This is a genomic window from Citrobacter sp. RHBSTW-00524 (assembly GCF_013747755.1).
GTDB lineage: Bacteria > Pseudomonadota > Gammaproteobacteria > Enterobacterales > Enterobacteriaceae > Citrobacter > Citrobacter braakii.
Map to the genome: position 1 here is coordinate 2,131,317 of NZ_CP056421.1, position 23,266 is coordinate 2,154,582.

Sequence of the window (23,266 nt, forward strand, 5' to 3'; positions counted from 1 at the left end):
ACCTACGGGTGGTTTTTTTGTGCCTGAAATTTCTCGCTTCTCGCTCAGCGAACCTTCAAGATCAGAAATCCCCTGGCTTTCATCCTTTGTGCATCACAGGCATTTGGGGTGTAACGCAAGCATATCACCCTGACGGGCGTAACATAGATACGCCAACGCTATTGCAACTCTTACCGGTCTATTTGCACCATCAGTATGCGGTGAACTAACAGGTTAGATGAAAACAAGCAGAGTTACTATCAGCGTGCAGCATGAGCTCTTAAGGCCCGTCAGCCAGTCGTTGAGATAGATTTTCTGATACATATGAAACTCTCCCTGTTTTGAAATTCTCTTTTATGATTCCAGAAGTCAGGAGGGGCGGCTACAGGTCATGAGAGATAAACGTTCGCAGCCGAGGGGCCTCGAAGACCATTTATTCGACAAAACTCAACGCGTAATCCGGGGATGAGTACTTCTGAGTCACGGAGACTTAAGGCTGAAATGTGAAGCTGTACATCTTTGCGACCATCGGAGGGGGAGATAAGGCCTTTACCGCTCTTGCAGTCAAAGGCTTTGACAATTCCTGTCATTTTACGAGACAAAAAAATTCCTTAAAGCTAATAACGTGTTGCACTATACACATACCCCTGGATAATGCCAGAAATATTTTTCAGCTATCGTGAGATCTGGATAGCTAAAATAAACATTGATTATTATATACGCCCGTGCGTTAATGGTCGCGTCGGTTTGAAGAACAGACAAAATACAAAGTAGTTTACTAAAGCAGTTCTCATTTCAGGTGTTTTATATTTATCCCTTCTTTGAGTCTCCCCACTAAGCACTAAGTAGTTTCTGTAATAAAACCATGTTCGCCGGAAGGCCAAATTAAGGAATACAAAATGTCAAAAAAGATGAATGGTTTAGTAAAATGGTTTAATGCCGATAAGGGATTCGGTTTTATTTCTCCTGTTGACGGTAGTAAAGATTTATTTGTACATTTTTCTGCTATCCAGAGCGATAATTTCCGCACCTTGTTTGAAGGGCAAAAAGTCTCATACTCCATTGAGAATGGTACTAAAGGTCCGGTTGCTGGCAATGTAGTTATTACAGAGTAAATCCTTTATTGTCTGTATGCGATAACGAAGAAGGCTAAAGCCTGAGTAGACATACTGACAGAAGCAATGGATGTATTGTTGGGTCAGTAGAGATGAAATGTTACTGATCCGGCATTCAGGGCAACGGTCAGCATATTTCATCTCTCTTTTGCATGAGAAAGTATGCTGACCATTGTGAGTACGTGTAGGTTCGCTGCACGAAAAGTCTAACCACTTGCTTTGCACGACAACATACGCAAGAAGATAGCTTTTCCCAGATATCACCATATTTTTTATTTTTAAATATGAAAATACTAAACCCGCAGCCAGCGGGTTTTCTATTATCTGTAGCTTGATAAATCTTAAAATACAGATGTGGTGATTCTGTTCCAGAAATAGGGTCTAAAACGGATTCAGGCTGCTTCTTTTTGGTTTGTCTGGAATACTTTATTGCAATGAGGACAGATTAAAAGAGAACCTTTTTGAACTCTTGAAAAACTGTGTTCAGATTGTTGGGTACAGTTTGGACAGGTGCATTTGACAAGATAGTTGCGGCGTGATTTAGAGTCTTTACGTTCTGACATAGGCTTTTCCTTGAGTGGATGAACTTCAACCATACCCTAATTTGTCCAAAAAATCTTAACTTTATGATGTTTTGGATATGTAAATATAAAGAAAAGGTATCGCAAAGAGCCTGATGATAAGGGCGGCTTCCCAAATTTATTTCTGTAATCCTCAATCTCCCTGGCTGCGTGGTTCTAATGAAAATACGAAAAGATTGCTCAGACAGTATTTTCCAAAAGGAGCTGGCTTATCGGTTCACAGCCAGCAAAGAATTAACATTGTTGCATCCAGCATTGAACGCACAGCAAAAAGCGGACGTTTTTGAGTTTGAGCTCAGAAAGAAAGGACGTTATATTTTCGCCTGATTGACGCGGGATGAAAGCTCCTGATGACTCTCTTTTCGTTCACTGTAGCGATCGGCAAGGTAATCGGTTTGCCCCTTGAGCAGCAGCGTGATTTTAAACAACTCCTCGGCGACATCGACGATACGATCATACCAGGACGAAGGTTTCATTCGCCCGCTCTCATCGAATTCTTGCCAGGCTTTGGCTACTGAGGACTGGTTAGGGATCGTGAACATCCTCATCCAGCGCCCAAGGATACGCATCTGGTTCACGGCGTTAAAAGACTGCGACCCGCCGCAGACCTGCATCACCGCCAGTGTTTTTCCCTGTGAAGGGCGAACGGCCCCTTCGCTTAAGGGGATCCAGTCGATCTGTGCCTTCATCACCGCACTCATTGCCCCATGCCGCTCTGGGGAACTCCACACCATCCCATCACACCATCTGACCAGCTCGCGCAGCTCGGTGACTTTTGGGTGCGTATCTGGGGCATCATCCGGCAGGGGTAAACCTGAGGGATTAAACAGTCTTACTTCCGCCCCCATTGCCGTCAGCAGGCGTCCCGCTTCTTCTGCGGCAAAGCGACTGTAAGAACGCTCTCTTACCGAGCCATACAGGATCAGTATGCGTGGCGGCTCCTGGAGCTGCAGGCGTTCAGCAATCTGCTGATCGAAGCAATCAGCATTCAGTGCAGGAAAGTGTTCCATTTTTTACTCCTTCGGGAAGTTCTGTGATTTCAAAATAAACACATATGATTTATCATATATGTATTCTAAAGGGAACGGAGTAAAAAATGCTACAGCCAGTTCAGCTTTTTAAAATCCTGTCGGATGAAACCCGTCTCGCCATTGTTATGCTTCTCCGGGAATCCGGCGAACTGTGCGTGTGCGATATATGCGCGGCGACCTCTGAATCACAGCCTAAAATTTCTCGCCACATGGCTATTCTGCGTGAAGCAGAGCTGGTGCTTGACCGCCGGGAAGGCAAATGGATTCACTACCGTCTGTCTCCCCACATGCCAGCGTGGGCCGCTGAGACGATCACGACGTCCTGGCAGTGTCTGAGGAAAGATGTGGGTGAATGGCTGAAAAAATCAGCCTGCACATCCTGTTGAGAGAATTTTTCATATTCACATATTCACATATTCATATATAAAGGAATCTAAAATGCTTTTGGCAGGGAGTATTTTTATACTGACGCTGGTCCTGGTCATCTGGCAGCCCAGAGGTCTCAGCATTGGCTGGAGCGCAAGTATCGGAGCCTTACTGGCACTGGGGACGGGGGTCATCCACATTGATGATATTCCCGTAGTCTGGAATATCGTCTGGAACGCAACAGCGGCATTCATCGCGGTGATTATCATCAGCCTGCTGCTCGATGAGTCCGGTTTCTTTGAATGGGCCGCGCTGCATGTCTCCCGCTGGGGTAACGGGCGTGGTCGCCTGCTGTTTACCTGGATAATACTGCTTGGCGCTGCTGTTGCTGCGCTGTTTGCTAACGACGGTGCTGCACTGATACTGACGCCGATTGTGATTGCGATGCTGCTCGCCCTGGGGTTCAGCCAGGCGACGACGCTGGCCTTTGTCATGGCTGCAGGATTTATCGCAGATACTGCCAGCCTGCCGCTGATTGTCTCTAACCTGGTCAATATTGTCTCGGCGGATTTCTTCGGCCTGGGCTTTACACAGTATGCCTCCGTGATGGTCCCTGTGAACCTGGCGGCCATTGCTGCCACGCTGGTCATGCTCCATCTCTTCTTCCGCCGTGACATCCCAGCCAGTTATGATGTTTCACTGCTCAAGATGCCTGCCAGTGCGATTAAAGATCCGGCGACGTTCAGGGCGGGCTGGATTGTTCTGCTGTTCCTGCTGGTCGGTTTCTTTGTTCTGGAGCCGCTGGGGATCCCTGTAAGCGCGATAGCAGCAGTTGGGGCTGCGGTGCTGTTCGTAGTAGCCAAGCGTGGCCACGCCATTAATACCGGGAAAGTGCTGCGCGGGGCGCCCTGGCAGATCGTGATTTTCTCGCTGGGTATGTATATGGTCGTCTACGGCCTGCGTAATGCAGGACTCACCGAGTATCTTTCTGCTGTACTCAATATGCTGGCAGACAAAGGTTTATGGGCTGCCACGTTCGGTACCGGCTTCCTGACTGCCTTCCTGTCGTCTGTGATGAACAATATGCCGACGGTGCTGATTGGCGCATTGTCCATTGACGGGAGTGCTGCGACCGGCGTCGTCAAAGAGGCGATGATTTATGCCAATGTGATTGGCTGCGATTTAGGTCCTAAAATCACCCCGATAGGCAGTCTGGCAACTCTGCTGTGGCTTCATGTGTTGGCACAGAAAAATATGACCATCACCTGGGGATATTACTTCCGCACTGGCATTATCATGACTCTGCCCGTGCTGTTCGTCACTCTGGCCGCGCTGGCGTGGCGGCTCTCTGTCACTTTGTAATGAGATACTGATATGAGCAACATTACCATCTATCACAACCCGGCCTGTGGCACCTCACGTAACACGTTGGAAATGATCCGTAACAGCGGTAACGAACCAACTATTATTTATTATCTCGATACGCCCCCGACTCGTGATGAACTGACCAAACTGATTTCAGATATGGGCATTTCAGTACGCGCATTGCTGCGTAAGAACGTTGAACCTTATGAGCAGCTGGGTCTTGATGAAGATAAGTTTTCTGATGAGCAGTTGATCGATTTTATGATTCAGCATCCGATCCTGATTAATCGGCCGATTGTAGTGACGCCGCTTGGCACGCGTCTTTGTCGTCCCTCAGAAATTGTGCTGGATATTTTACCTGAAGGTCAGAAAGGCTCTTTTACCAAAGAGGATGGCGAAAAGGTCATTGACGAAACAGGGAAGCGGGTTAAGTAATCTTTCCGCTTAATATTATCGGGAGCCTGTTTAACTTCATACCGGGGTCTGCTCTTGGCTGATAACCCTCATAGAACAATCAAAGCAATAAGCAGTGTCGCGAAACCACCTACGGGTGGTTTTTTTGTGCCGGCTTTTGACGAACCATAGATATTTTGCGTCAAGTAAGCCAGCCAGATACGTTAAGCCGCCCGCTACACACTCCCCATTGCCAATCAATCTATCGACGAATCGGTGCATTAAACATAAACCTTCCCCGGGCTGGGTTGTTGATAAAGCCATCCCGGGCGGGATTATAGTTGTGGTCCTGAAAACCATTCATCATGATGGGATCGCCTATGCCATCCTGAATCGCCAAATGTCTGTGGATTCGGTTACGTGCCCTGAATGTGAAAGCGAAATCATCCGTCCCGCCAATGATGATGACGCCATTTCCTGCAAGAAGTGCCGCGCTTAACTCTTGCTCTCTTGCGGCCTGGTTTTGTAACGCGCTGGCTGCGGCGGACGATGACGCCAGCAGCAATACGAGGACGGCGCATGACAATACCGATGGCAGTTTCATGATTAATACCCATTAAAAGTATGGCTATTAAAGTATAGTCTTATACCTTCATCTCATCTGAATAGAAAATGAACAATTTAAGCCTGTTGTCTGTACGGAGTCTGAGGGGCCGGGAGAGGAGTGCCGCGCAATTAAGAACTATAATAAAAACAGTCGACAGCTGATGACTCCAGTTTGCAGATAGTACCGATACAGGGGGCGGTTATGCGCGTCTCATTTTCTCCGCGAGTTGCGTTCACCGCTACGACATCTGGCTGGATAACTATCATGGACTCCCTGCCAAAGTGATCAGCTATGCGCCAGATGGGCAGCGATTAGAAACTGTTCTTCTGGATGCTATGGTTATTAACACCCGTTTCCCCGTCAATTTTTTCACGCCTTGAGGGAGCCTGCACTATGGCTGACTATCAGTTTTCCACAGTCTGGCGGGTTGAGGCTTCAATTCAGGAGGTATGGGATGTTTTTTCCCATCCGGACAGGTGGCCTGAATGGTGGGGAAGTCTGGAACGCATCGTTGAGATAAGGAAAGGGGATTTACGGGGTATTGGGGCGTTGCATCGTTATACCTGGAAAGGGGCGCTTCCTTATCGCTTAACCTTTGATATCAATGTGTTGAAAATACGGCCTTGCACATTGCTCGAAGGACAAGCCAGCGGCGCGGTGGAAGGGCGAGGGGTATGGTCTTTTACTGCCAATGGTACAGCGACTATTGTCAGATATGACTGGAATGTGCGTACCACGATCCGCTGGATGAATTATCTCGCCCCGCTTGCAGCACCTGTATTTCGCTGGAATCACAATACGGTCATGCGCGAGGGGGCAAGAGGGTTAGCCCGCAAACTGGCAACGACTGTGTATATAGTCTGAACGTATCTCCGCTGCTGTACTTTTTTGGCTGTAAATGGCTTAATAGCGACCTTGCAGTTTCTCACTTCATTCACAGTTAACAGGTCTGTTATTGATGAATAATCTCCATCGACTCGCCTTTTTATGCCAGCCTCTGTCTGCTGTGATGATCGCGTACGGTTTCCCCTTTAGCCGTAGCTCAACTCTTACAATCTGGACAGACAGCAATGCAACGTCGTCAGTTTCTCAAAAATAGCGTTCTCCTTTCCGCCGCCGGATTAGTCGGCCCTGCAGTCATTAGCCAGACGGTACGTGCCGCTGAGCCATCCGTTGCGCCAATAGCTCGTCGACGCTTTGTCTTATCTCAAACGTATAAACTTAATCCTCCTAAGGGATCGAGCGGCGTGGTGAAACTGTGGATCCCGCTACCGGTGGATACCGCGTTTCAACAAATGACAGCGCTTGCCTTTAGCGGAAACTATAAGCAGGCGTACGTCACCACCAATAATACCTACGGCGCGAAAACACTGTTTGCCACCTGGGCTGACTCGCAGGGTGAATTGTTGGTTAACGTTGATATCGACATTGAAACCGCCGACTGGGAACCGCTGAAGCAGGACGCGCTGAAAAACTGGCAGGCACCTGAGCAGATTATTTATCCGCTGGATGTAAAACCGTATCTGTTGCCGACGGCACATACCCCAGTTGATGGATTGGTCCTGGAAACCGCGCGTAAAATCACCGGTAATGAGCAGGATCCGCTGAAAAAAGCGCGCCTGATTTACGAATGGGTCAGCAGCCATATGGAGCGTGACAACGACGTTATTGGCTGCGGCACGGGGGATGTGGCGGAGATATTAAAAAGCGGTAAGCTCAAAGGAAAATGCACCGACATGAGCTCCGTTTTTGTTGCTCTGGCGCGGGCCAGCGGTATTCCGGCGCGCGAACTGTTTGGCATCCGTCTGGGCAAGGCCAATAAGCTCGAACGTTACTCGAAAAGTGCTTTTGGCACAGCCGACAGTGCAGGCGTTGCCAATGTGAGCGGCGGTCAACACTGCCGTGCTGAGTTCTATCTGGCAGGTTACGGTTGGTTACCGTGCGATCCTGCTGACGTGACCAAAATGCGTCTGGCAGAGAAAAAAACGCATCAGGATGCCGATGTCCAGGCGGTTAACGCTTACCTGTTTGGTAACTGGGAAATGAACTGGGTTGGATTCAACTACGGGCGTGATTTCGAGTTGTATCCGGCAACGGAGCAGGGGGCCATGAATAACTTTGGTTATCCTTACGCTGAAGTCGATGGCGACCCGATCAATTTTTATGATCCTAAAGCGTTCTCCTACAGCTATGTCGCCACAGAACAACGCTAAAGGTGCGGGGATTACCCTGTTGACGGCTGCTGCGGCCGCCGTCACCGCTGGCTTATGCTGTGTTGGACCGCTACTTTACCTGCTGTTTGGTATTTCGGCGGCGAGCTTCGCCGTTTTCACCCGGTTTGAGTTTTTGCGAACTCCTCTGGTACTGCTGTCCCTGGGATTATTACTGCGTGTCTTCTGGCGGCTCTATTTTTCCAAACGATTGTGGTGCTCCGGGTGGTTAACTCTGAAGCAAGCGCGCGTTTTCTACTGGTGCGCGCTGGCATTGATTTTGCCGGTGCTATTTTACCCAACGCTTGTTGCCTGGTTTTATGAGGTATTTGAATGAAGATCTTCGCGTTAGTTGCATGCTTGCTGTTGCCGCTGTGGGCTCAGGCGGCCAATCAAAAAGTGGTGCTGGATATACAAAATATGACCTGCTCGTTATGCGTTATTTCGGTCAATCAGGCGCTACGTGAAACTGACGGCGTGATTAAAGCAAAATCCTCTCTCAAAACCCGGCAGGCAGAAGCCATCGTGCCAGAAGGTTTCCCAACCGATACTCTACTTAACGCAGTAGCGAAAACGGGCTATACCGCAACGCTCAACCGTATTGAACAACAGTAAACCACCTGCGGGTGGTTTTATTGTGTTTTCCCGGTATGATGCCCGGCGGCTTAGTGTTCTCTTTTGTGCGTTAACTACCGGAATTCCCCTCTTTTCCTGTTAACCTGAACAGGCGGCTGCTGTAAGCCGCAAATGCCCATTTATATCTGTTATCCCTCCAGCCATGTAGGATGATCACAGGCAAGATTTTTTGACTAAGGAAAAGCGTTATGAAAACGGGACCATTAAACGAGAGCGAACTGGAATGGCTGGATGATGTACTGACTAAGTACAATACAGATAAGGCTATTCTGGATGTGTCAGAACTGGATGGTTTACTGACGGCGGTACTGAGTTCACCGTATGAAATTGAACCGGAGCAGTGGCTGGTCGCTATTTGGGGCGGCGCGCAGTATGTTCCTCGCTGGTCCTCCGAAAAAGAAATGACGCGTTTCATGAACCTGGCGTTTCAACATATGGCGGATACGGCCGATCGCCTGGATGAATATCCTGAGCAGTTTGAGCCGCTGTTTGGTTTGCGTGAAATTGACGAGCATGAACTGACCATCGTTGAAGAGTGGTGTTTTGGTTATATGCGCGGCGTCGCGCTGTCGGACTGGTCCGCGTTACCAGACTCGTTAAAACCAGCGCTCGAGGCTATTGCGCTGCACGGTACGGAAGAAAACTTTGCGGTCGTTGAGAAAATGACGCCAGAAGCGTTCGAAGAGAGCGTGGATGCCATCCGCCTGGCGGCGCTGGATCTGCATGCTTACTGGATGGCGCATCCTCAGGAAACGCCGATTAAAGTACCGGTCAAAGTGGATGCCAAGGTAGGGCGCAATGACCCTTGTCCGTGCGGTAGCGGCAAAAAATATAAGCAGTGCTGTTTGCATTAAGAAAAAGGGGCGTTAAGCCCCTTTTGTTTTAACCCACTTCCGGTAGTAATCCTGCTGCAATAGAAAACTGTACGGCTATCACCACAATGCCGCACAAAAATACCAGCGCCAGCGCCGGAGCACCCCCTGCCACGCGATATTTAGCCTGTGGATTCTGTTTTCTGCTCTGCCATGCCAGCATCGAGGGAATGAGCAGCGCCAGCACCGCCAGGGCAACGCCCGCATACCCCAGGGCCATGACGAAACCACGCGGATAGAACAGCGCGAATGCCAGCGGCGGCAGGAAGGTCACCACGCCGGTTTGCATTCTTCCTGCTACGGTATTGCGGCGCTGGAAGAGGTCGGCCAGGTAGTCAAATAATCCCAATGCGACGCCGAGGAAAGAGGTTGCCAGCGCAAGGTCGGCAAACAGATGCACCGCCAGTTCGACGTGCGGCGAAGCCACGACTTCACGTAATGCTTGTAATAAACCGTTTAAACCAGCGTGGTTGGCTAACAGCCCCATGAACGTTGAGGAGTTAATACTGCCAAGCGTGGCCAGTTGCCAGAAGATATAGGCGACTAGCGGAATGGCGCTACCGGTGATAAACACCCAACGCAGTTTACGGATGTTACCGTTCATATAGCTGACGATACTGGGGACGCTGCCGTGAAAACCGAACGAAGTGAAGATAACCGGGATTGCAGACAGTGCCAGCCCCTGCTGAAGCGGTAACGTAAGCAGGTTTACTTTATGGATATGCGGCATTAACAGGGCCAGCATCACCACCAGGAAGATTATCTTGGCACTGAACAACAGACGGTTGAACAGATCGACCAAAGATGTGCCAACGCAAACCACGCCACCGGCAACAAAGGTGAACAGCAGTACGCCTGTTGTCAGGGAGAGCGTTGTCCCGGTCCAGTCGCTGATGCTGGAAGCCAGCAACTCACCAGCGCCACTGATATACGCCGCCGTCAGCGCGTACATTAAAAACATCATGCTAAAGCCCGTTACCCATTGTCCGTAACGACCAAGATAACGTTTTGCCAGCGTACCCAACCCGGTGTCTGCCGGTACGTGTTGATACACTTCAAGCAGCAACAGCGCGGTGTAGCACATTAGCGCCCAAAGACTCACTAACAATACCAGCGTGACGCTAAACCCCACGCCTGCCGCGGCCAGCGGCATTGCCAACATACCGGCACCAATCGTGGTTCCCGCCACGATAAAAATACTACCCAGGGTTCTGTTTTTCACGCTTTCCTCTGTCCCAGAGATAATCAACGGTTATATCTGCGGCGCAGGTTAAGGCAAAACGCTATTTTCGTCAAATCACCGTTACAATGAATGTACATTAATCTTTACGATGTTTGGCGTATTAAGATGTATCACAAATGATATTTATCTGCGGGTAAACCTGCGTTAGCGCAAAGCAAGGCCGTGCCGTTCACATTAGGCTACGGACTTTATTGAGGAGGTAGTATGGAATCTATTCACGGTCACGAAGTGCTCAACATGATGATTGAATCTGGCGAGCAGTATTCACATGCCAGCCTTGAAGCGGCGATTACGGCACGGTTTGGCGAGCAGGCTCGTTTTCACACCTGTTCTGCGGCGGATATGTCGGCAGCTGAGCTGGTGGCGTTTTTAGCGGCGAAGGGAAAGTTTATTGCAAAAGAAGACGGCTTCTCTACGCACGAAAGCAAGATCTGCCGTCACTGATTTTAGCGGGTAATGATGGCGGGTTGCCTTCATTACCCCACAACATTAATTCTGTGTATCAAGCGTAGCCAGTTCTTTATCGATGAAATAAAGACCTTCGCCACTTTTCCCTGCCAGCGATAACTTATCAATGACAGATTTAAATAATTTTTCTTCTTCATGCTGCTCGGCAACATACCATTGCAGGAAATTAAACGTCGGATAATCCTGGTGGGTCATTGCCGCGTGTGCCAGCTCATTAATTTTCTGGGTGATCAACTGCTCGTGTTCGTAAGTAACACGGAACAGTTCGTCCAGAGACGCATATTCAGCAAAGGGGGAAGGAACGGTGTTAATACACGGCAAGCTGCCGGTATCGGTCAGGTAGTCAAACAGACGCTGCATATGCGTCATCTCTTCCTGGGCGTGACGGCGCAGGAACGCGGCGGCACCTTCAAAGCTGTGATAGCTGCACCACGCGCTCATCTGTTGGTAGAGCAGAGATGAATATAATTCAAGGTTCATTTGCTCATTCAGTTGGTCGATCATTTCTGTTTTCAGCATGGTTGTGCTCCACAAACGTTATTATATATTAGCGTGGCGTCACTATAATTTGTTATTTAATTATTTGCAAAAGGTAAAATAATAAATTTATTTATTAAAAATGCGAATGGGAATAAAACGCATTAACGCTATTAAGCGGAGAATATAAATAATGAAAAGGCAGAAGACCAGCAATAATGTGCTGGTCGAAAATATTAATAATTGAAGGCAGGCGATTGGGATACCGCAACGCCGTGACACTGCCAGGCGAGCGTGATTTTGGTATTTAAACACAGAGAACCGGCATATACGCTACAGGTTGATACCGGCTGACCAAACGCCATTGCGTTGGCATAACCCAGGCGCTGACACTCTTTGGTGGCTGTGCCTTGGGTCACGTAATCATCGGTACGCGCCGTTTGTAGCATGGCCTGGTTGTAGGTCAGGCGAACGACGCCGGTGATGGCACTGGCTTCGCTGACCTGCGCCTGTTTAGTAATAGTGCATCCTGTCAGCACGAGCGGCAAAAGGGCAAGGATAAAGGTCTTCATGTGATCGCTCTGAAAGTTCGGAGATAGGCTATCATGGCATATGTGGTGGCGCATCAATGGCTTGAATAGCCTGAAGATCACCTGCGATTAATCGCAACGACGTCATTTTATTGAGGCTATTCTGAGCTGTCTCAGAAAAAATGTGAGCACCTCATTATTTTATAAAACAAAATTTCATTAAATTTGAAAGTGAGTTTGCAAAATAGTAATGTGGCCTGAATGTTATGACTTTCAGCGGGCCTCCGCAGCGCATTCAGGAGATTACAGAATGAAAATTGCATTGATGATGGAAAACAGCCAGGCAAGCAAAAATGCCATCATTCATAACGAGCTTAAAGCCGTTGCGGATGAGAAAGGTTTTCCAGTGTATAACGTCGGGATGAGCGACGAAAATGACCATCATCTGACCTACATCCATTTAGGGATTATGGCCAGCATCCTGCTCAATTCCAAAGCCGTGGATTTTGTGGTTACGGGTTGCGGTACGGGTCAGGGGGCAATGATGTCACTGAATATTCATCCGGGCGTGGTGTGCGGTTACTGTCTCGATCCGGCAGACGCATTCTTGTTCTCTCAGATCAACAACGGGAATGCGCTTTCTCTGGCATTCGCCAAAAGTTTTGGCTGGGGTGCTGAGCTGAATGTGCGCTATATGTTTGAAAAAGCATTCACTGGTCGTAACGGCGAAGGGTATCCACCAGAGCGTAAAGAGCCGCAGGTGCGTAACGCGGGTATTCTGAACCAGGTGAAAGCGGCGGTGGTAAAAGAAAACTATCTGGACACTCTGCGCGCTATCGATCCTGAACTGGTAAAAACCGCCGTATCTGGTCCGCGCTTCCAGCAGTGCTTCTTTGAAAACTGCCAGGACAAAGCGATCGAAGCGTTTGTACGCGAGATAGTTGGTTAAAACCTGTTGGCCCGGCGGTGTTCGCCTGCCGGGCTATTTGTTCTTGCTAGATACCGCGCTTCCAGCATCATGGGCAAGCCGCAGCGTATCAACCATACCTACCAGACAAATAATCGCAATAGCGACAAAGGCCAGCCGGAAACTGATCCCCGGAATATTGCCTAACGCCAGCCATTCACTCACCTCATCGCCGATACGGATCCCGATAGCGGCCAATGAAATGCCCAAGCCTACCGCTAATTGTGTTGCCGTACTGAACAGCGTATTGGCGTAGCTCATTTGTGGCCCGGGGACGTCCGCAAAGGCAAGCGTGCTGATGCCGGTAAACTGAATTGAGCGGAACACGCCGCCCAGATACAACGCCAACAAAATAACCCACACCGGGGTCTGCGGCGTAATTAATGCACAGGCCAACAGCGCCAGGACGTTTAACGCACCGTTGATTAACAGCAGTTTCTTAAAGCCCAGCCAGCGTATCAACGGCGTGGTGGCAGGTTTTATCGTCAGATTGCCCACAAACACCGCCAGAACCAGCGAACCCGCGTGAAAAGCGTTCATGCCAAAACCGACCTGGAACATTAACGGCAGCAGAAATGGTACAGCGCTAATAGAGGCACGAAATAGTGACCCGCCGTACAGGGTGACGCGAAAAGTAGGGACGCTCATGGCATCAAGACGAATCATCGGCCAGGTAGTGTGACGAAAATGATGCAGGGCAAACAGAAAGGTCACGGTTCCTAGCGCCAGCAGCCCGGCGGTTAGCCAGCCCTGCGGCTGCTGGGTTCCCAGTAACTCCATGGCATACACCAGGCTAACCATCGCAACTGAGGTCGCGATAAAACCCGCTATATCAAATGGACGGCGCTCGTCGTCATGAATATCCGGGATAAAACGTAGCGCCAGCGCGATCGCCAAAATTCCTAGCGGTACGTTAATAAAGAAGATCCAACGCCAGTTAGCATAGCTGGTAATGAATCCTCCAAGCGGTGGCCCGATGATAGGCGCGACTAACGCGGGCCAGGTCAGGGTCGCTATGGCGGTGATCAACTGATGTTTAGGCGTGGTGCGCAGTACCGCGAGACGGCCAACAGGAACCATTAGCGCGCCACCCACACCCTGTAAAATTCGCATTGCTACAAAGCTCTCAAGGCTTTCGGACAAACCGCATAAAACCGAAGCGAGAGTAAAAATCGCCAGCGCCAGGGTAAACACTTTTCGGGCGCCGAAGCGATCCGCAATCCAGCCGCTGGCGGGGATAAGCACCGCGAGGGTAATCAAGTAGGCGCTGATACCAATGTTCAGGTCTACCGCCTGTACGCCAAAGCTTTTGGCCATGTCGGGTAGGGCTGTGGCAATCACCGTGCCGTCAATAAATTCCATAAAGAAAGCCCCGGCAACAAGTAATGCTGCCGGGGAAAGACCGCGTTGGTTCTCAACCGCTAACTGTTCACTCATGTTGTGCTTGCCATCTCAAAAGAAACTGACTGGATCTTTTTTATTTTCAGCGCATTTGTAATGTGTGCGCGGCTATCGTTTCGATCGCTGAATAGGTACTATGACGACCTTTCTATAAGGAGCTCACTATGTCCCAAACATTGAATGCCGATCAGGAACTGCTCTCGGACGTTGTTGCCTGTCAGCTGGTTATCAAGCAAATTCTGGATGTTCTTGATGTTATTGCCCCGGTAGAAGTTCGGGAAAAAATGTCCAGCCAACTGAAAAACATCGATTTTTCCAGCCATCCTGCAGGGGCCGATCCGGTCACTATGCGCGCAATACAAAAAGCGGTTGCCTTGATCGAGTTGAAATTCACGCCGCAGAACGAATCCCACTAAAATAAACCGTTGTTTCAGGTTTTAGAAAGGTTTTTTTGCGCCTCGCAGAATGGGAGGCGCGTGCCAGGGAAAATCAGAGGTTGACCGGATAAGGTGCGCAGCATCGCTATCCGGCATTAACGCGATGAAAACTGAAGATTAGTGATGCTGGTAGTTAACGACGTTGAGCAAGTGCTTATCGGTTTGCGCCATGCACAACCCCGCGCGTTTGGCGCTGCGGACTTCATCAAGAATCGTCTGTAACAGCACGCCATCCTGCTGCTGCTCTTTTTCCAGATCGTGAAGAAAATCAATGGTTGACGCATCGTTTAATGCTTCAGCTTCATTGGTTAAACGCGAGAGCTTACTCGAACGCTGCTGATATTCATCCAACGTTTTCTGAAACAATTCTTCAAGGGAACTCAGTTCATCACCCGGCACATCCATGGCCTTGACGATGGGATTAGCCCCGGCACTTTTCATAAAATTGAACATACGCATCATTTGAGTCACGTTACCTTGCGCCTGCGTGCGTAGAAACGTGGCTGTACCTGTCAGGCTATGCTCGTAGCACCATTCGCTGAGATGCAGGTAAAGATTCGAGGCGTAGAACTCGAGATTCATTTGTGTATTGAGTTTATGAACAATTCCAACTGCAGCCATATCAATATCCTTATTTCCAGAAAGGGGGATGTACGTTACTCACGCCAGTACAGCGGGCTGCCGCTGCACTTCACCTCTACGTACAATTAAAACTGTTAGCAGAATAAATCCGTTCCGCCGGTCCTTTAGTGATCACGAATTATATTCGCTCCGATCGAGATTCAGCATAACGCTTGCCCTGGTATAAGAAAATCCTTAAATCTGCGTATTTATGTTTTTTTACATATTGTCATAACAGTATTCATGCTTCTGCTGTTTTGGCATATAGATGACATGAATGTAAGAGGTTGAAATTTATGTTATTAAATGATTTTTATGATAATGAAATGGTGTTTCATATCAAAAAATTAAATTCCACAATAAGGTATTGTCTGGCATCTGATGATTATCTGCCCAAGTTGAAAGGCAATTTCACGATCGGGATGGATTAGTACAAATTATCTGATGGCTAATTTTTTGCGCCAGATCAGTTTTAATCAAATTGAGAAATTTAACAGTCTGCACTGGTCGTCATTAATTGTTTCGTTTATGTGGATTAAGCAAGGAGTTACATATGAAGAAGGTTGCGGTGCTGCTGGCACCCGGTTTTGAAGAGGCGGAGGCGATTGTTACCCTGGATATTCTGCGTCGCCTGAATATCGAAGTCGAAACCCTGGCCTGCGCAGAGTCACGTGCGGTGGTGAGTTATCATGACGTACCGATGGTGATGGATAGCACGCTGGCCGCGCGCCAGACATATCTCTACGATGCCGTCGTATTGCCAGGCGGGCCGCAGGGCAGCGTTAATCTTGCCGCCAGTGAGGCGGTCATCCAGTTTGTATCTCGTCATGATCAGGCAGGAAAGCTCATTTGCCCGGTATGTTCTGCGGCCGCGCGCGTGTTGGGCGGCAATGGTCTGCTGAAGGGACGTCGCTATGTTTGCTCAGGAGATCTGTGGCAAAACGTCACGGAAGGGGAATATATCGATGCGCCGGTTGTTGAAGATGGCAATCTGATTAGCGGCAAAGGATTAGGGCATATTTTCGATTTTGCGTTGACGCTTGCGGCGCGCCTGCTGGGAGATGACATTCCGGTTCGCGATCACGCTGACCACATTTATTACCGATGGTAATCATGTTCCCGAATGCTTCGGTATTCGGGAACAAGGATTCGTTGGCTGATGTTATGGATTAATCTGCTATCCCTCTTTTTTCCCGTCGACAAAACCGCGTTTTTTTATGTCATTTCCCGCTGAATTTATGTACGCAATTACTGTAATTCTGTGGTGTGATGCCGCTCTCTTATGGAGAATCAATTTCCCGCTAAAACTACTCTCAGCACTGGCATTGATCTTATCACTAAAAGGTAATGCCTTGTTTTACGTCCGAATTACAAAAAATCGTCTGATTTTACCCTACATAAAAGAACGTTAAAGCTGGAGTTAACCATGCACAAATTCACTAAAGCGCTGGCTGCCATCGGTCTGGCTGCCATTATGTCACAATCCGCTATCGCTGAATCCATGAAGCTCGGTTTCCTGGTCAAACAACCGGAAGAACCGTGGTTCCAGACTGAATGGAAATTTGCCGATAAAGCCGGTAAAGACCTTGGCTTTGAGGTGATTAAAATTGCCGTCCCGGATGGTGAGAAGACCCTTAACGCCATCGACAGCCTGGCTGCAAGTGGCGCAAAAGGGTTTGTGATTTGTACGCCGGACCCCAAACTCGGGCCTGCCATTATGGCCAAGGCGCGTGGCTACGATATGAAAGTCATTGCCGTCGACGACCAGTTTGCTAACGCCAAAGGTAAGCCGATGGATACCGTGCCGCTGGTGATGATGGCTGCAACCAAAATTGGTGAGCGCCAGGGCCAGGAGCTGTATAAGGAGATGCAAAAGCGCGGTTGGGATGTGAAATCCACAGCCGTAATGGCCATTACCGCGAATGAACTCGATACCGCGCGTCGCCGTACATCGGGTTCAATGGAAGCGCTTAAAGCCGCAGGCTTCCCGGAAAAACAGATCTACCAGGTCCCCACAAAATCGAATGATATCCCCGGGGCATTCGATGCCGCTAACTCCATGCTGGTTCAGCACCCTGAAGTCAAACACTGGCTGATTGTTGGCATGAACGACAACACCGTGCTGGGCGGCGTACGTGCGACCGAAGGGCAGGGCTTCAAAGCGCCGAATGTGATTGGTATCGGCATCAACGGCGTTGATGCCGTGAGCGAACTTTCCAAAGGCGAAGCGACCGGGTTCTACGGTTCACTCCTGCCAAGCCCGGACGTTCACGGCTACAAATCAAGTGAGATGCTCTACAACTGGGTAACGAAAGGTGCAGAGCCACCGGCGTTTACTGAAGTGACGGATGTGGTGCTGATTACCCGCGATAACTTTAAAGAAGAACTGGCGAAGAAAGGCTTAGGCGGTAAGTAACACAAATGCCGGATGCGACGCCACGCGTCTTATCCGGCCTACGAATTGCGTACTCAGTAGGCCGGATAAGGCAAAGCCGCATCCGGCATAAAGATCTGACTCACGGAGACGTTATGCAACAGTCTACCCCGTATCTCTCATTTCGCGGCATTGGCAAAACGTTCCCCGGCGTTAAAGCGCTCACGGATATCAGTTTCGACTGCTATGCCGGTCAGGTGCATGCGCTGATGGGCGAAAATGGTGCCGGGAAATCAACACTATTAAAAATTCTCAGCGGCAACTATGCGCCAACGACGGGATCTTTGGCGATCCGTGGACAAGAGGCTTCGTTTGCGGACACCAATGCCGCGCTGAACGCCGGTGTTGCCATTATTTACCAGGAGCTGCATCTCGTCCCGGAAATGACCGTTGCCGAGAATATTTATTTAGGACAGATGCCGCACAAAGGCGGGATTGTGAACCGCTCGCTGCTGAACTATGAAGCGGGGCTTCAGCTCAAGCATCTGGGCATGGATATCGATCCCGATACGCCGTTGAAATACCTCTCCATTGGGCAATGGCAGATGGTGGAGATTGCGAAAGCGCTGGCGCGCAACGCCAAAATTATCGCGTTTGATGAACCGACCAGCTCCCTTTCAGCGCGCGAGATTGAGAATCTGTTTCGCGTCATCCGTGAGCTACGCAACGAAGGGCGCATCATCCTGTACGTTTCGCACCGTATGGAGGAGATCTTTGCCCTTAGCGATGCTATCACCGTGTTTAAAGATGGTCATTACGTCAAAACGTTCACGGATATGCAGCAGGTCGATCACGACGCGCTGGTGCAGGCGATGGTCGGGCGCGACCTCGGTGATATTTATGGCTGGAAATCCAGACCTTATGGTGCAGAGCGCCTGCGTTTGCATGACGTCAAAGCCCCTGGCGTGCGTACCCCGATCAGTTTATCGGTGCGCAGTGGTGAAATTGTCGGATTGTTTGGACTGGTGGGCGCCGGACGTAGCGAATTAATGAAAGGTCTGTTTGGCGGCACGCGTATCACGGCAGGCCAGGTGTTTATCGATGAACAGCCTATTGATATCCGTAAACCGAGCCACGCCATTGAAGCGGGGATGATGCTGTGCCCGGAGGATCGCAAGGCTGAAGGGATCATTCCGGTCCATTCGGTACGTAACAACATCAACATCAGTGCCCGTCGTAAACATGTTCTGGGCGGATGCGTGATCAACAACGGCTGGGAAGAGACCAATGCCGATCACCATATTCGCTCACTCAATATTAAAACGCCGGGCGCGGAGCAACTGATTATGAACCTCTCCGGCGGTAATCAACAGAAGGCTATTCTCGGCCGTTGGTTATCGGAAGAGATGAAAGTGATTTTGCTGGACGAACCTACACGCGGTATTGATGTGGGCGCCAAGCATGAAATTTATAACGTGATTTATGCCCTCGCGGCGCGCGGCGTGGCCGTGCTGTTTGCTTCCAGCGATCTGCCAGAAGTGCTCGGTGTCGCCGACCGTATTGTGGTGATGAGAGAAGGCGAAATTGCCGGTGAGTTACTTCATGAACAGGCGGATGAGCGCCAGGCGTTAAGCCTTGCTATGCCAAAAGTTAGCCAGGCTGTAGCCTGAATAAGGAGAGAATGATGTCTTCCGTTTCAACATCGGGTTCAGGTGCTGCAAAGTCGGCGCTAAATCTTGGTCGCATTTGGGATCAATACGGGATGCTGGTCGTGTTCGCCGCGCTGTTCCTGGTTTGTTCCCTCTTTGTGCCTAACTTTGCCACTTTCATCAACATGAAGGGGCTGGGGCTGGCGGTATCGATGTCGGGTATGGTCGCGTGTGGGATGCTGTTTTGCCTGGCATCCGGTGACTTCGACCTGTCCGTTGCCTCCGTGATTGCCTGCGCCGGGGTCACTACAGCCGTGGTCATTAATATGACCGAAAGCCTGTGGATTGGCGTGGCTGCCGGGCTACTGCTCGGTATTCTATGTGGTCTGGTGAATGGGTTCGTGATTGCGCGGCTGAAAATTAACGCCCTAATCACGACCCTTGCGACGATGCAGATTGTGCGTGGTCTGGCCTACATTATTTCCGACGGTAAGGCGGTAGGGATTGAAGACGAGCGCTTCTTCACTCTCGGCTACGCCAACTGGTTTGGTCTGCCGGCACCTATCTGGATCACGGTCGTCTGTTTCATCGTTTTTGGCTTACTGCTCAATAAAACCACGTTTGGTCGTAACACGCTGGCCATTGGGGGGAATGAAGAGGCGGCACGTTTGGCTGGGGTTCCGGTCGTTCGTACCAAAATTATTATCTTTATTCTGTCCGGGCTGGTATCCGCCATCGCCGGGATTATCCTCGCATCACGTATGACCAGCGGCCAGCCAATGACCTCAATCGGCTATGAGCTGATCGTGATTTCCGCGTGCGTGTTAGGGGGCGTTTCGCTTAAAGGCGGCATCGGAAAAATCTCATATGTGGTAGCCGGGGTGTTGATTCTGGGAACGGTTGAGAATGCAATGAACCTGCTGAACATCTCTCCGTTCGCACAGTATGTCGTACGTGGTCTGATCCTGCTGGCGGCGGTGATCTTCGACCGTTACAAGCAAAAAGCGAAGCGTACTGTTTGATGATTTTAACCCCAACTTTTTAGTCTAGCTTTAGCTCATCGCCAGCCGCTACCCGGCTGGCGATTGTTTTTCCAAATGGCGAGCATGGTCACACTGTCTATACTTATATCCGTCATACATCATATATACGGCGCGATCCGCGCGGCGTACAGACCATGATGAGGAGGATAACCGGGTGACAGCATCACTGATCTTACCCCCTGAACAATCTGCAAGCTGTGCTTATTTTTTTGATCTCGATGGGACGCTGGCTGAGATCAAACCCTATCCAGACCAGGTCGTTGTCCCTCAGACAATCCTGCAGTTATTACATCAGTTGGCGACGCATAATGCGGGTGCGCTGGCATTGATTTCAGGGCGCTCGATGGTTGAGCTTGACGCGCTTACCACTCCCTTTCGTTTTCCGCTCGCCGGAGTGCATGGGGCAGAGCGCCGTGACATCAATGGTCAAACTCATATAGTGCGCCTGGCTGCGGCAATAGAACGCGAAGCAGAAGAGCTATTAAGTACCGCCTTGGCGACGATGCCGGGTACAACGCTTGAAGCAAAAGGGATGGCGTTCGCACTGCACTATCGCCAGGCCCCGGAACATGAAGCGGCGCTAATTAATCTGGCTGAGCGCATCACGCACAGATGGCCGCAGTTGGCTTTACAGCACGGAAAATGCGTTGTGGAGATAAAACCAAAGGGGACGAACAAAGGCGACGCAATTGCCGCATTTATGCAGGAAGCACCTTTTGCCGGACGGATCCCCGTTTTTTTTGGTGACGATCTGACGGACGAAACAGGATTTGGCGTGGTTAATCGCGCAGGGGGCATTTCCGTGAAGGTGGGGAATGGAGCGACGCAGGCGACATGGCGTCTGGATGGCGTGAGTGATGTCTGGCACTGGCTGGAACAAATTAACTCTTCGCAGCAAGAATCGAAAGCAACGAATAACAGAAGAGGTGGCTATGAGTCGTTTAGTCGTAGTATCTAATCGTATCGCCTCACCCGATGACAAAGGGAGCGCAGGTGGGCTTGCCGTCGGCGTGCTGGGCGCGTTGAAGGCTGCTGGTGGCCTGTGGTTTGGCTGGAGTGGCGACACGGGTAATGAGGACAAACCATTAAAAAAAGTCACGCGTGGCAATATTACCTGGGCTTCGTTTAATTTGAGTGAACAGGATTACGAAGAGTATTACTGCCAGTTTTCTAATGCGGTTTTATGGCCTGCATTTCACTATCGCCTCGATTTGGTGCAGTTTCAGCGTCCTGCATGGGAGGGCTATCAGCGGGTGAATGCCTTGCTGGTAGATAAACTGCTGCCGCTGCTCAGCGATGACGACATAATCTGGGTTCATGATTACCATCTGTTGCCGTTTGCCAGCGAGCTGCGTAAACGCGGCGTGAATAACCGTATCGGTTTTTTCCTGCATATCCCTTTTCCGACGCCGGAAATCTTTAATGCCTTACCCCCACATCAGATGCTACTTGAGCAGATGTGTGATTTTGATTTACTCGGTTTCCAGACTGAAAACGATCGTCAGGCTTTTCTGGATTGTCTGGCAGCCCAGACTCAGGTAACCACTCAGAGCGAGCAGCACCACCGCGCATGGGGAAAAGCGTTTCGTACCCAGGTCTATCCCATCGGTATTGAGCCGGATGAGATCGCCCGTCAGGCTTCCGGCCCTTTGCCGCCGAAGCTGGCGCAACTGAAAGCAGAACTTAAAAATGTGCAGAATATCTTCTCCGTTGAGCGTCTGGATTATTCTAAAGGTTTGCCGGAGCGCTTTCAGGCCTATGAGGCTCTGCTGGAACACTATCCGCAGCACCATGGTAAAATTCGCTACACCCAGATAGCGCCAACTTCGCGTGAAGAGGTGCAGGCCTACCAGGATATTCGGCACCAACTGGAGACTGAAGCGGGGAGGATTAACGGTAAATATGGGCAGTTGGGCTGGACGCCGCTCTATTATCTGAATCAGTACTTTGATCGTAAATTGCTGATGAAAATCTTCCGCTACTCTGATGTAGGGCTGGTGACGCCGCTGCGAGATGGTATGAACCTGGTTGCGAAAGAATTCGTGGCCGCGCAGGATCCCGCCAACCCCGGCGTGCTGGTGTTATCGCAATTTGCCGGGGCCGCGAATGAGCTAACTGCCGCGCTTATTGTTAATCCTTATGACCGCGACGAAGTGGCTGGCGCATTAAACCAGGCTCTGACGATGCCGCTTGCTGAGCGTATCTCCCGCCACGCTGAGATGCTCGAAACTATCATTAAAAACGATATCGACAACTGGCAGGCGAGGTTCATTTGCGATCTGGAAAAAGTCATCCCACGTCAGAGTAAACAGCCATTGCCAGACAACGTTTCTCCCTGCACTAAACTGGCGTAACGCTCAGAAAACGCAGGTCAATCTCCAGCCAGTGGAACCAGCAGAACATCCACGTGGCTGGCACCGATCACGCTTTTTGCTGAGCAGGACGCGCGCGAAAAGAAGCTGTGGTTATGGTTGCCATAAATGACCAGATCGACCGCGTGTTTACGGCATACATCCAGAATATGTTCATTCAGTGCCCCATAGGTAATAAAGGTATGCTCAATGGGGTACTGTGCCTCTTTGCTGAGCTTGTCGATAAAATCCTGAGTCTCCTCTTGCATCACTTCACGCAGGTCCTCCAACATAGGTGCTGCAAACTGATTATACAGTTCAGGGTCTGAGACCAGGGTTATCAGGCTAATACGAGCGTTGACAGGGCGAGCGATTGAAACCGCCTTGGCTAACAACTGCTGGCTTTCAGGGGTGGCGGCAACGGCCACAAGAATGTGTGTATAGCTCATAACTCGCTCCTTTTTTCAAGAATTATGAGAGGGTTTCTCAGCATTGCTCGGCTTACTCCATACTGCAACGTTTCCTTCCTGGATAGTGTGAATGTCATCAT

The 23,266-nt window shown here is 50.0% G+C and carries 28 protein-coding genes and 2 pseudogenes; 20 read left to right on the top strand and 10 right to left on the bottom strand.

Translation table 11 applies throughout. The features are described from left to right. Positions 1–368: 368 nt before the first annotated feature. The gene (gene cspH, locus HV229_RS10195) at positions 369–581 is read right to left on the bottom strand and encodes a cold shock-like protein CspH (protein ID WP_049040548.1); all 213 of its coding nucleotides are present in this window, start codon (positions 579–581) and stop codon (positions 369–371) included. Between the two features lie 297 nt (positions 582–878). On the opposite strand from cspH, the gene cspA reads away from it, so the two are divergent. Then, the gene (gene cspA / locus HV229_RS10200) at positions 879–1,094 is read left to right on the top strand and encodes an RNA chaperone/antiterminator CspA (RefSeq protein WP_016153470.1); all 216 of its coding nucleotides are present in this window, start codon (positions 879–881) and stop codon (positions 1,092–1,094) included. Positions 1,095–1,486: 392 nt separating this feature from the next. Here cspA and HV229_RS10205 read toward each other — a convergent pair whose 3' ends face one another. After that, positions 1,487–1,657, bottom strand: a complete 171-nt coding sequence (locus HV229_RS10205; RefSeq protein WP_162835200.1) for a YnfU family zinc-binding protein — start codon at positions 1,655–1,657, stop codon at positions 1,487–1,489. Between the two features lie 134 nt (positions 1,658–1,791). On the opposite strand from HV229_RS10205, the pseudogene HV229_RS10210 reads away from it, so the two are divergent. After that, a pseudogene (locus HV229_RS10210) lies at positions 1,792–1,962 on the top strand (IS30 family transposase); the annotation flags it as partial. Positions 1,963–1,986: 24 nt separating this feature from the next. Here HV229_RS10210 and arsH read toward each other — a convergent pair. Continuing rightward, positions 1,987–2,685 carry an arsenical resistance protein ArsH gene (arsH, locus tag HV229_RS10215; protein ID WP_181547470.1) on the bottom strand — a complete coding sequence of 233 codons (699 nt, stop codon included), beginning with the start codon at positions 2,683–2,685 and terminating at the stop codon, positions 1,987–1,989. Positions 2,686–2,771: 86 nt separating this feature from the next. Between arsH and HV229_RS10220 the strand changes: the two genes are divergently transcribed. Genes HV229_RS10220 through arsC form a run of 3 tightly spaced genes read left to right on the top strand, consistent with a single transcriptional unit; the run spans position 2,772 to position 4,872 of the window. After that, a complete protein-coding gene (locus HV229_RS10220) occupies positions 2,772–3,092 on the top strand; it encodes a transcriptional regulator (RefSeq protein ID WP_016153468.1) in 321 nt (106 codons plus the stop codon). 52 nt (positions 3,093–3,144) lie between these two features. After that, positions 3,145–4,434, top strand: a complete 1,290-nt coding sequence (locus tag HV229_RS10225; RefSeq protein ID WP_016156830.1) for an arsenic transporter — start codon at positions 3,145–3,147, stop codon at positions 4,432–4,434. A 12-nt stretch (positions 4,435–4,446) separates the two neighbouring features. Continuing rightward, positions 4,447–4,872 (top strand): glutaredoxin-dependent arsenate reductase, encoded by a 426-nt coding sequence (gene arsC / locus HV229_RS10230; RefSeq protein ID WP_019077061.1) that lies wholly within the window; start codon positions 4,447–4,449, stop codon positions 4,870–4,872. Between the two features lie 220 nt (positions 4,873–5,092). Here the strand turns inward: arsC and HV229_RS10235 are convergent, their stop codons facing one another. Continuing rightward, positions 5,093–5,434, bottom strand: a complete 342-nt coding sequence (locus HV229_RS10235; RefSeq protein WP_080858832.1) for a hypothetical protein — start codon at positions 5,432–5,434, stop codon at positions 5,093–5,095. A 233-nt stretch (positions 5,435–5,667) separates the two neighbouring features. Between HV229_RS10235 and HV229_RS26505 the strand changes: the two are divergent. The 6 genes and pseudogenes from HV229_RS26505 to HV229_RS10260 all read left to right on the top strand — a co-directional run. Next, a pseudogene (locus tag HV229_RS26505) lies at positions 5,668–5,817 on the top strand (DUF1571 domain-containing protein); the annotation flags it as partial. A gap of 13 nt (positions 5,818–5,830) precedes the next feature. After that, entirely contained in the window at positions 5,831–6,301 is a 471-nt protein-coding gene (locus HV229_RS10240; protein WP_080858831.1) for an SRPBCC family protein, read from the top strand. Positions 6,302–6,507: 206 nt separating this feature from the next. Then, the gene (locus tag HV229_RS10245) at positions 6,508–7,650 is read left to right on the top strand and encodes a transglutaminase domain-containing protein (protein ID WP_029139580.1); all 1,143 of its coding nucleotides are present in this window, start codon (positions 6,508–6,510) and stop codon (positions 7,648–7,650) included. Further along, the gene (locus HV229_RS10250; RefSeq protein ID WP_046275653.1) at positions 7,628–7,984 is read left to right on the top strand and encodes a mercuric transporter MerT family protein; all 357 of its coding nucleotides are present in this window, start codon (positions 7,628–7,630) and stop codon (positions 7,982–7,984) included. The genes HV229_RS10245 and HV229_RS10250 overlap by 23 nt, the downstream gene beginning before the upstream one ends. After that, positions 7,981–8,262, top strand: a complete 282-nt coding sequence (locus HV229_RS10255; RefSeq protein WP_016153460.1) for a heavy metal-associated domain-containing protein — start codon at positions 7,981–7,983, stop codon at positions 8,260–8,262. The genes HV229_RS10250 and HV229_RS10255 overlap by 4 nt, the downstream gene beginning before the upstream one ends. Positions 8,263–8,471: 209 nt before the next feature. Further along, positions 8,472–9,137 (top strand): YecA family protein, encoded by a 666-nt coding sequence (locus HV229_RS10260; protein ID WP_016153459.1) that lies wholly within the window; start codon positions 8,472–8,474, stop codon positions 9,135–9,137. A 28-nt stretch (positions 9,138–9,165) separates the two neighbouring features. Here HV229_RS10260 and tyrP read toward each other — a convergent pair whose 3' ends face one another. Continuing rightward, complete coding sequence (gene tyrP, locus HV229_RS10265; RefSeq protein ID WP_181547472.1) at positions 9,166–10,377, bottom strand: tyrosine transporter TyrP; 1,212 nt, start codon at positions 10,375–10,377, stop codon at positions 9,166–9,168. Positions 10,378–10,602: 225 nt separating this feature from the next. Between tyrP and HV229_RS10270 the strand changes: the two genes are divergently transcribed. Further along, the gene (locus tag HV229_RS10270; protein WP_019077055.1) at positions 10,603–10,842 is read left to right on the top strand and encodes a YecH family metal-binding protein; all 240 of its coding nucleotides are present in this window, start codon (positions 10,603–10,605) and stop codon (positions 10,840–10,842) included. A 45-nt stretch (positions 10,843–10,887) separates the two neighbouring features. Here the strand turns inward: HV229_RS10270 and ftnA are convergent, their stop codons facing one another. Further along, positions 10,888–11,385 carry a non-heme ferritin gene (ftnA, locus tag HV229_RS10275; RefSeq protein ID WP_016153456.1) on the bottom strand — a complete coding sequence of 166 codons (498 nt, stop codon included), beginning with the start codon at positions 11,383–11,385 and terminating at the stop codon, positions 10,888–10,890. A gap of 194 nt (positions 11,386–11,579) precedes the next feature. After that, complete coding sequence (locus tag HV229_RS10280; RefSeq protein WP_016153455.1) at positions 11,580–11,915, bottom strand: YecR-like lipofamily protein; 336 nt, start codon at positions 11,913–11,915, stop codon at positions 11,580–11,582. Positions 11,916–12,183: 268 nt separating this feature from the next. On the opposite strand from HV229_RS10280, the gene HV229_RS10285 reads away from it, so the two are divergent. After that, complete coding sequence (locus HV229_RS10285; RefSeq protein WP_181547474.1) at positions 12,184–12,822, top strand: RpiB/LacA/LacB family sugar-phosphate isomerase; 639 nt, start codon at positions 12,184–12,186, stop codon at positions 12,820–12,822. 33 nt (positions 12,823–12,855) lie between these two features. Here the strand turns inward: HV229_RS10285 and HV229_RS10290 are convergent, their stop codons facing one another. Continuing rightward, on the bottom strand, positions 12,856–14,277 hold the full coding sequence (locus HV229_RS10290) for an MFS transporter (RefSeq protein WP_181547489.1): 1,422 nt from the start codon (positions 14,275–14,277) through the stop codon (positions 12,856–12,858). A gap of 128 nt (positions 14,278–14,405) precedes the next feature. On the opposite strand from HV229_RS10290, the gene HV229_RS10295 reads away from it, so the two are divergent. Continuing rightward, complete coding sequence (locus tag HV229_RS10295; RefSeq protein WP_016153452.1) at positions 14,406–14,657, top strand: DUF2766 family protein; 252 nt, start codon at positions 14,406–14,408, stop codon at positions 14,655–14,657. Between the two features lie 138 nt (positions 14,658–14,795). Here the strand turns inward: HV229_RS10295 and HV229_RS10300 are convergent, their stop codons facing one another. Continuing rightward, positions 14,796–15,299, bottom strand: coding sequence for a non-heme ferritin-like protein (locus HV229_RS10300; protein ID WP_181547491.1), 504 nt, complete (start codon positions 15,297–15,299; stop codon positions 14,796–14,798). A 553-nt stretch (positions 15,300–15,852) separates the two neighbouring features. On the opposite strand from HV229_RS10300, the gene HV229_RS10305 reads away from it, so the two are divergent. The 6 genes from HV229_RS10305 to otsA all read left to right on the top strand — a co-directional run bounded on the left by HV229_RS10305 (position 15,853) and on the right by otsA (position 22,719). Next, positions 15,853–16,410, top strand: coding sequence for a DJ-1/PfpI family protein (locus HV229_RS10305; RefSeq protein WP_053389501.1), 558 nt, complete (start codon positions 15,853–15,855; stop codon positions 16,408–16,410). A gap of 315 nt (positions 16,411–16,725) precedes the next feature. Beyond that, positions 16,726–17,715, top strand: coding sequence for an arabinose ABC transporter substrate-binding protein (locus HV229_RS10310; protein ID WP_003034602.1), 990 nt, complete (start codon positions 16,726–16,728; stop codon positions 17,713–17,715). A gap of 113 nt (positions 17,716–17,828) precedes the next feature. Continuing rightward, positions 17,829–19,343 (top strand): arabinose ABC transporter ATP-binding protein AraG, encoded by a 1,515-nt coding sequence (araG, locus tag HV229_RS10315; protein WP_181547494.1) that lies wholly within the window; start codon positions 17,829–17,831, stop codon positions 19,341–19,343. Between the two features lie 14 nt (positions 19,344–19,357). Continuing rightward, complete coding sequence (gene araH, locus HV229_RS10320; RefSeq protein WP_016153448.1) at positions 19,358–20,344, top strand: L-arabinose ABC transporter permease AraH; 987 nt, start codon at positions 19,358–19,360, stop codon at positions 20,342–20,344. Between the two features lie 175 nt (positions 20,345–20,519). Continuing rightward, positions 20,520–21,323, top strand: a complete 804-nt coding sequence (gene otsB / locus HV229_RS10325; RefSeq protein ID WP_181547496.1) for a trehalose-phosphatase — start codon at positions 20,520–20,522, stop codon at positions 21,321–21,323. Then, positions 21,298–22,719 (top strand): alpha,alpha-trehalose-phosphate synthase, encoded by a 1,422-nt coding sequence (gene otsA / locus HV229_RS10330; protein WP_047358311.1) that lies wholly within the window; start codon positions 21,298–21,300, stop codon positions 22,717–22,719. Before otsB ends, otsA begins: the two co-directional genes overlap by 26 nt. A 17-nt stretch (positions 22,720–22,736) precedes the next feature. Here otsA and uspC read toward each other — a convergent pair whose 3' ends face one another. Further along, entirely contained in the window at positions 22,737–23,165 is a 429-nt protein-coding gene (gene uspC / locus HV229_RS10335) for a universal stress protein UspC (RefSeq protein ID WP_016153445.1), read from the bottom strand. Positions 23,166–23,266: the final 101 nt, after the last annotated feature.

What these genes read in the sequence shown, in the direction of transcription:
- cspA (WP_016153470.1), top strand. Translation starts at nt 879, where the DNA reads ATGTCAAAAAAGATGAATGGTTTAGTAAAATGGTTTAATGCCGATAAG.
- HV229_RS10205 (WP_162835200.1), bottom strand. Translation starts at nt 1,657, where the DNA reads ATGTCAGAACGTAAAGACTCTAAATCACGCCGCAACTATCTTGTCAAA.
- arsH (WP_181547470.1), bottom strand. Translation starts at nt 2,685, where the DNA reads ATGGAACACTTTCCTGCACTGAATGCTGATTGCTTCGATCAGCAGATT.
- HV229_RS10220 (WP_016153468.1), top strand. Translation starts at nt 2,772, where the DNA reads ATGCTACAGCCAGTTCAGCTTTTTAAAATCCTGTCGGATGAAACCCGT.
- HV229_RS10225 (WP_016156830.1), top strand. Translation starts at nt 3,145, where the DNA reads ATGCTTTTGGCAGGGAGTATTTTTATACTGACGCTGGTCCTGGTCATC.
- arsC (WP_019077061.1), top strand. Translation starts at nt 4,447, where the DNA reads ATGAGCAACATTACCATCTATCACAACCCGGCCTGTGGCACCTCACGT.
- HV229_RS10235 (WP_080858832.1), bottom strand. Translation starts at nt 5,434, where the DNA reads ATGAAACTGCCATCGGTATTGTCATGCGCCGTCCTCGTATTGCTGCTG.
- HV229_RS10240 (WP_080858831.1), top strand. Translation starts at nt 5,831, where the DNA reads ATGGCTGACTATCAGTTTTCCACAGTCTGGCGGGTTGAGGCTTCAATT.
- HV229_RS10245 (WP_029139580.1), top strand. Translation starts at nt 6,508, where the DNA reads ATGCAACGTCGTCAGTTTCTCAAAAATAGCGTTCTCCTTTCCGCCGCC.
- HV229_RS10250 (WP_046275653.1), top strand. Translation starts at nt 7,628, where the DNA reads ATGTCGCCACAGAACAACGCTAAAGGTGCGGGGATTACCCTGTTGACG.
- HV229_RS10255 (WP_016153460.1), top strand. Translation starts at nt 7,981, where the DNA reads ATGAAGATCTTCGCGTTAGTTGCATGCTTGCTGTTGCCGCTGTGGGCT.
- HV229_RS10260 (WP_016153459.1), top strand. Translation starts at nt 8,472, where the DNA reads ATGAAAACGGGACCATTAAACGAGAGCGAACTGGAATGGCTGGATGAT.
- HV229_RS10270 (WP_019077055.1), top strand. Translation starts at nt 10,603, where the DNA reads ATGGAATCTATTCACGGTCACGAAGTGCTCAACATGATGATTGAATCT.
- ftnA (WP_016153456.1), bottom strand. Translation starts at nt 11,385, where the DNA reads ATGCTGAAAACAGAAATGATCGACCAACTGAATGAGCAAATGAACCTT.
- HV229_RS10280 (WP_016153455.1), bottom strand. Translation starts at nt 11,915, where the DNA reads ATGAAGACCTTTATCCTTGCCCTTTTGCCGCTCGTGCTGACAGGATGC.
- HV229_RS10285 (WP_181547474.1), top strand. Translation starts at nt 12,184, where the DNA reads ATGAAAATTGCATTGATGATGGAAAACAGCCAGGCAAGCAAAAATGCC.
- HV229_RS10290 (WP_181547489.1), bottom strand. Translation starts at nt 14,277, where the DNA reads ATGAGTGAACAGTTAGCGGTTGAGAACCAACGCGGTCTTTCCCCGGCA.
- HV229_RS10295 (WP_016153452.1), top strand. Translation starts at nt 14,406, where the DNA reads ATGTCCCAAACATTGAATGCCGATCAGGAACTGCTCTCGGACGTTGTT.
- HV229_RS10300 (WP_181547491.1), bottom strand. Translation starts at nt 15,299, where the DNA reads ATGGCTGCAGTTGGAATTGTTCATAAACTCAATACACAAATGAATCTC.
- HV229_RS10305 (WP_053389501.1), top strand. Translation starts at nt 15,853, where the DNA reads ATGAAGAAGGTTGCGGTGCTGCTGGCACCCGGTTTTGAAGAGGCGGAG.
- HV229_RS10310 (WP_003034602.1), top strand. Translation starts at nt 16,726, where the DNA reads ATGCACAAATTCACTAAAGCGCTGGCTGCCATCGGTCTGGCTGCCATT.
- araG (WP_181547494.1), top strand. Translation starts at nt 17,829, where the DNA reads ATGCAACAGTCTACCCCGTATCTCTCATTTCGCGGCATTGGCAAAACG.
- araH (WP_016153448.1), top strand. Translation starts at nt 19,358, where the DNA reads ATGTCTTCCGTTTCAACATCGGGTTCAGGTGCTGCAAAGTCGGCGCTA.
- otsA (WP_047358311.1), top strand. Translation starts at nt 21,298, where the DNA reads ATGAGTCGTTTAGTCGTAGTATCTAATCGTATCGCCTCACCCGATGAC.
- uspC (WP_016153445.1), bottom strand. Translation starts at nt 23,165, where the DNA reads ATGAGCTATACACACATTCTTGTGGCCGTTGCCGCCACCCCTGAAAGC.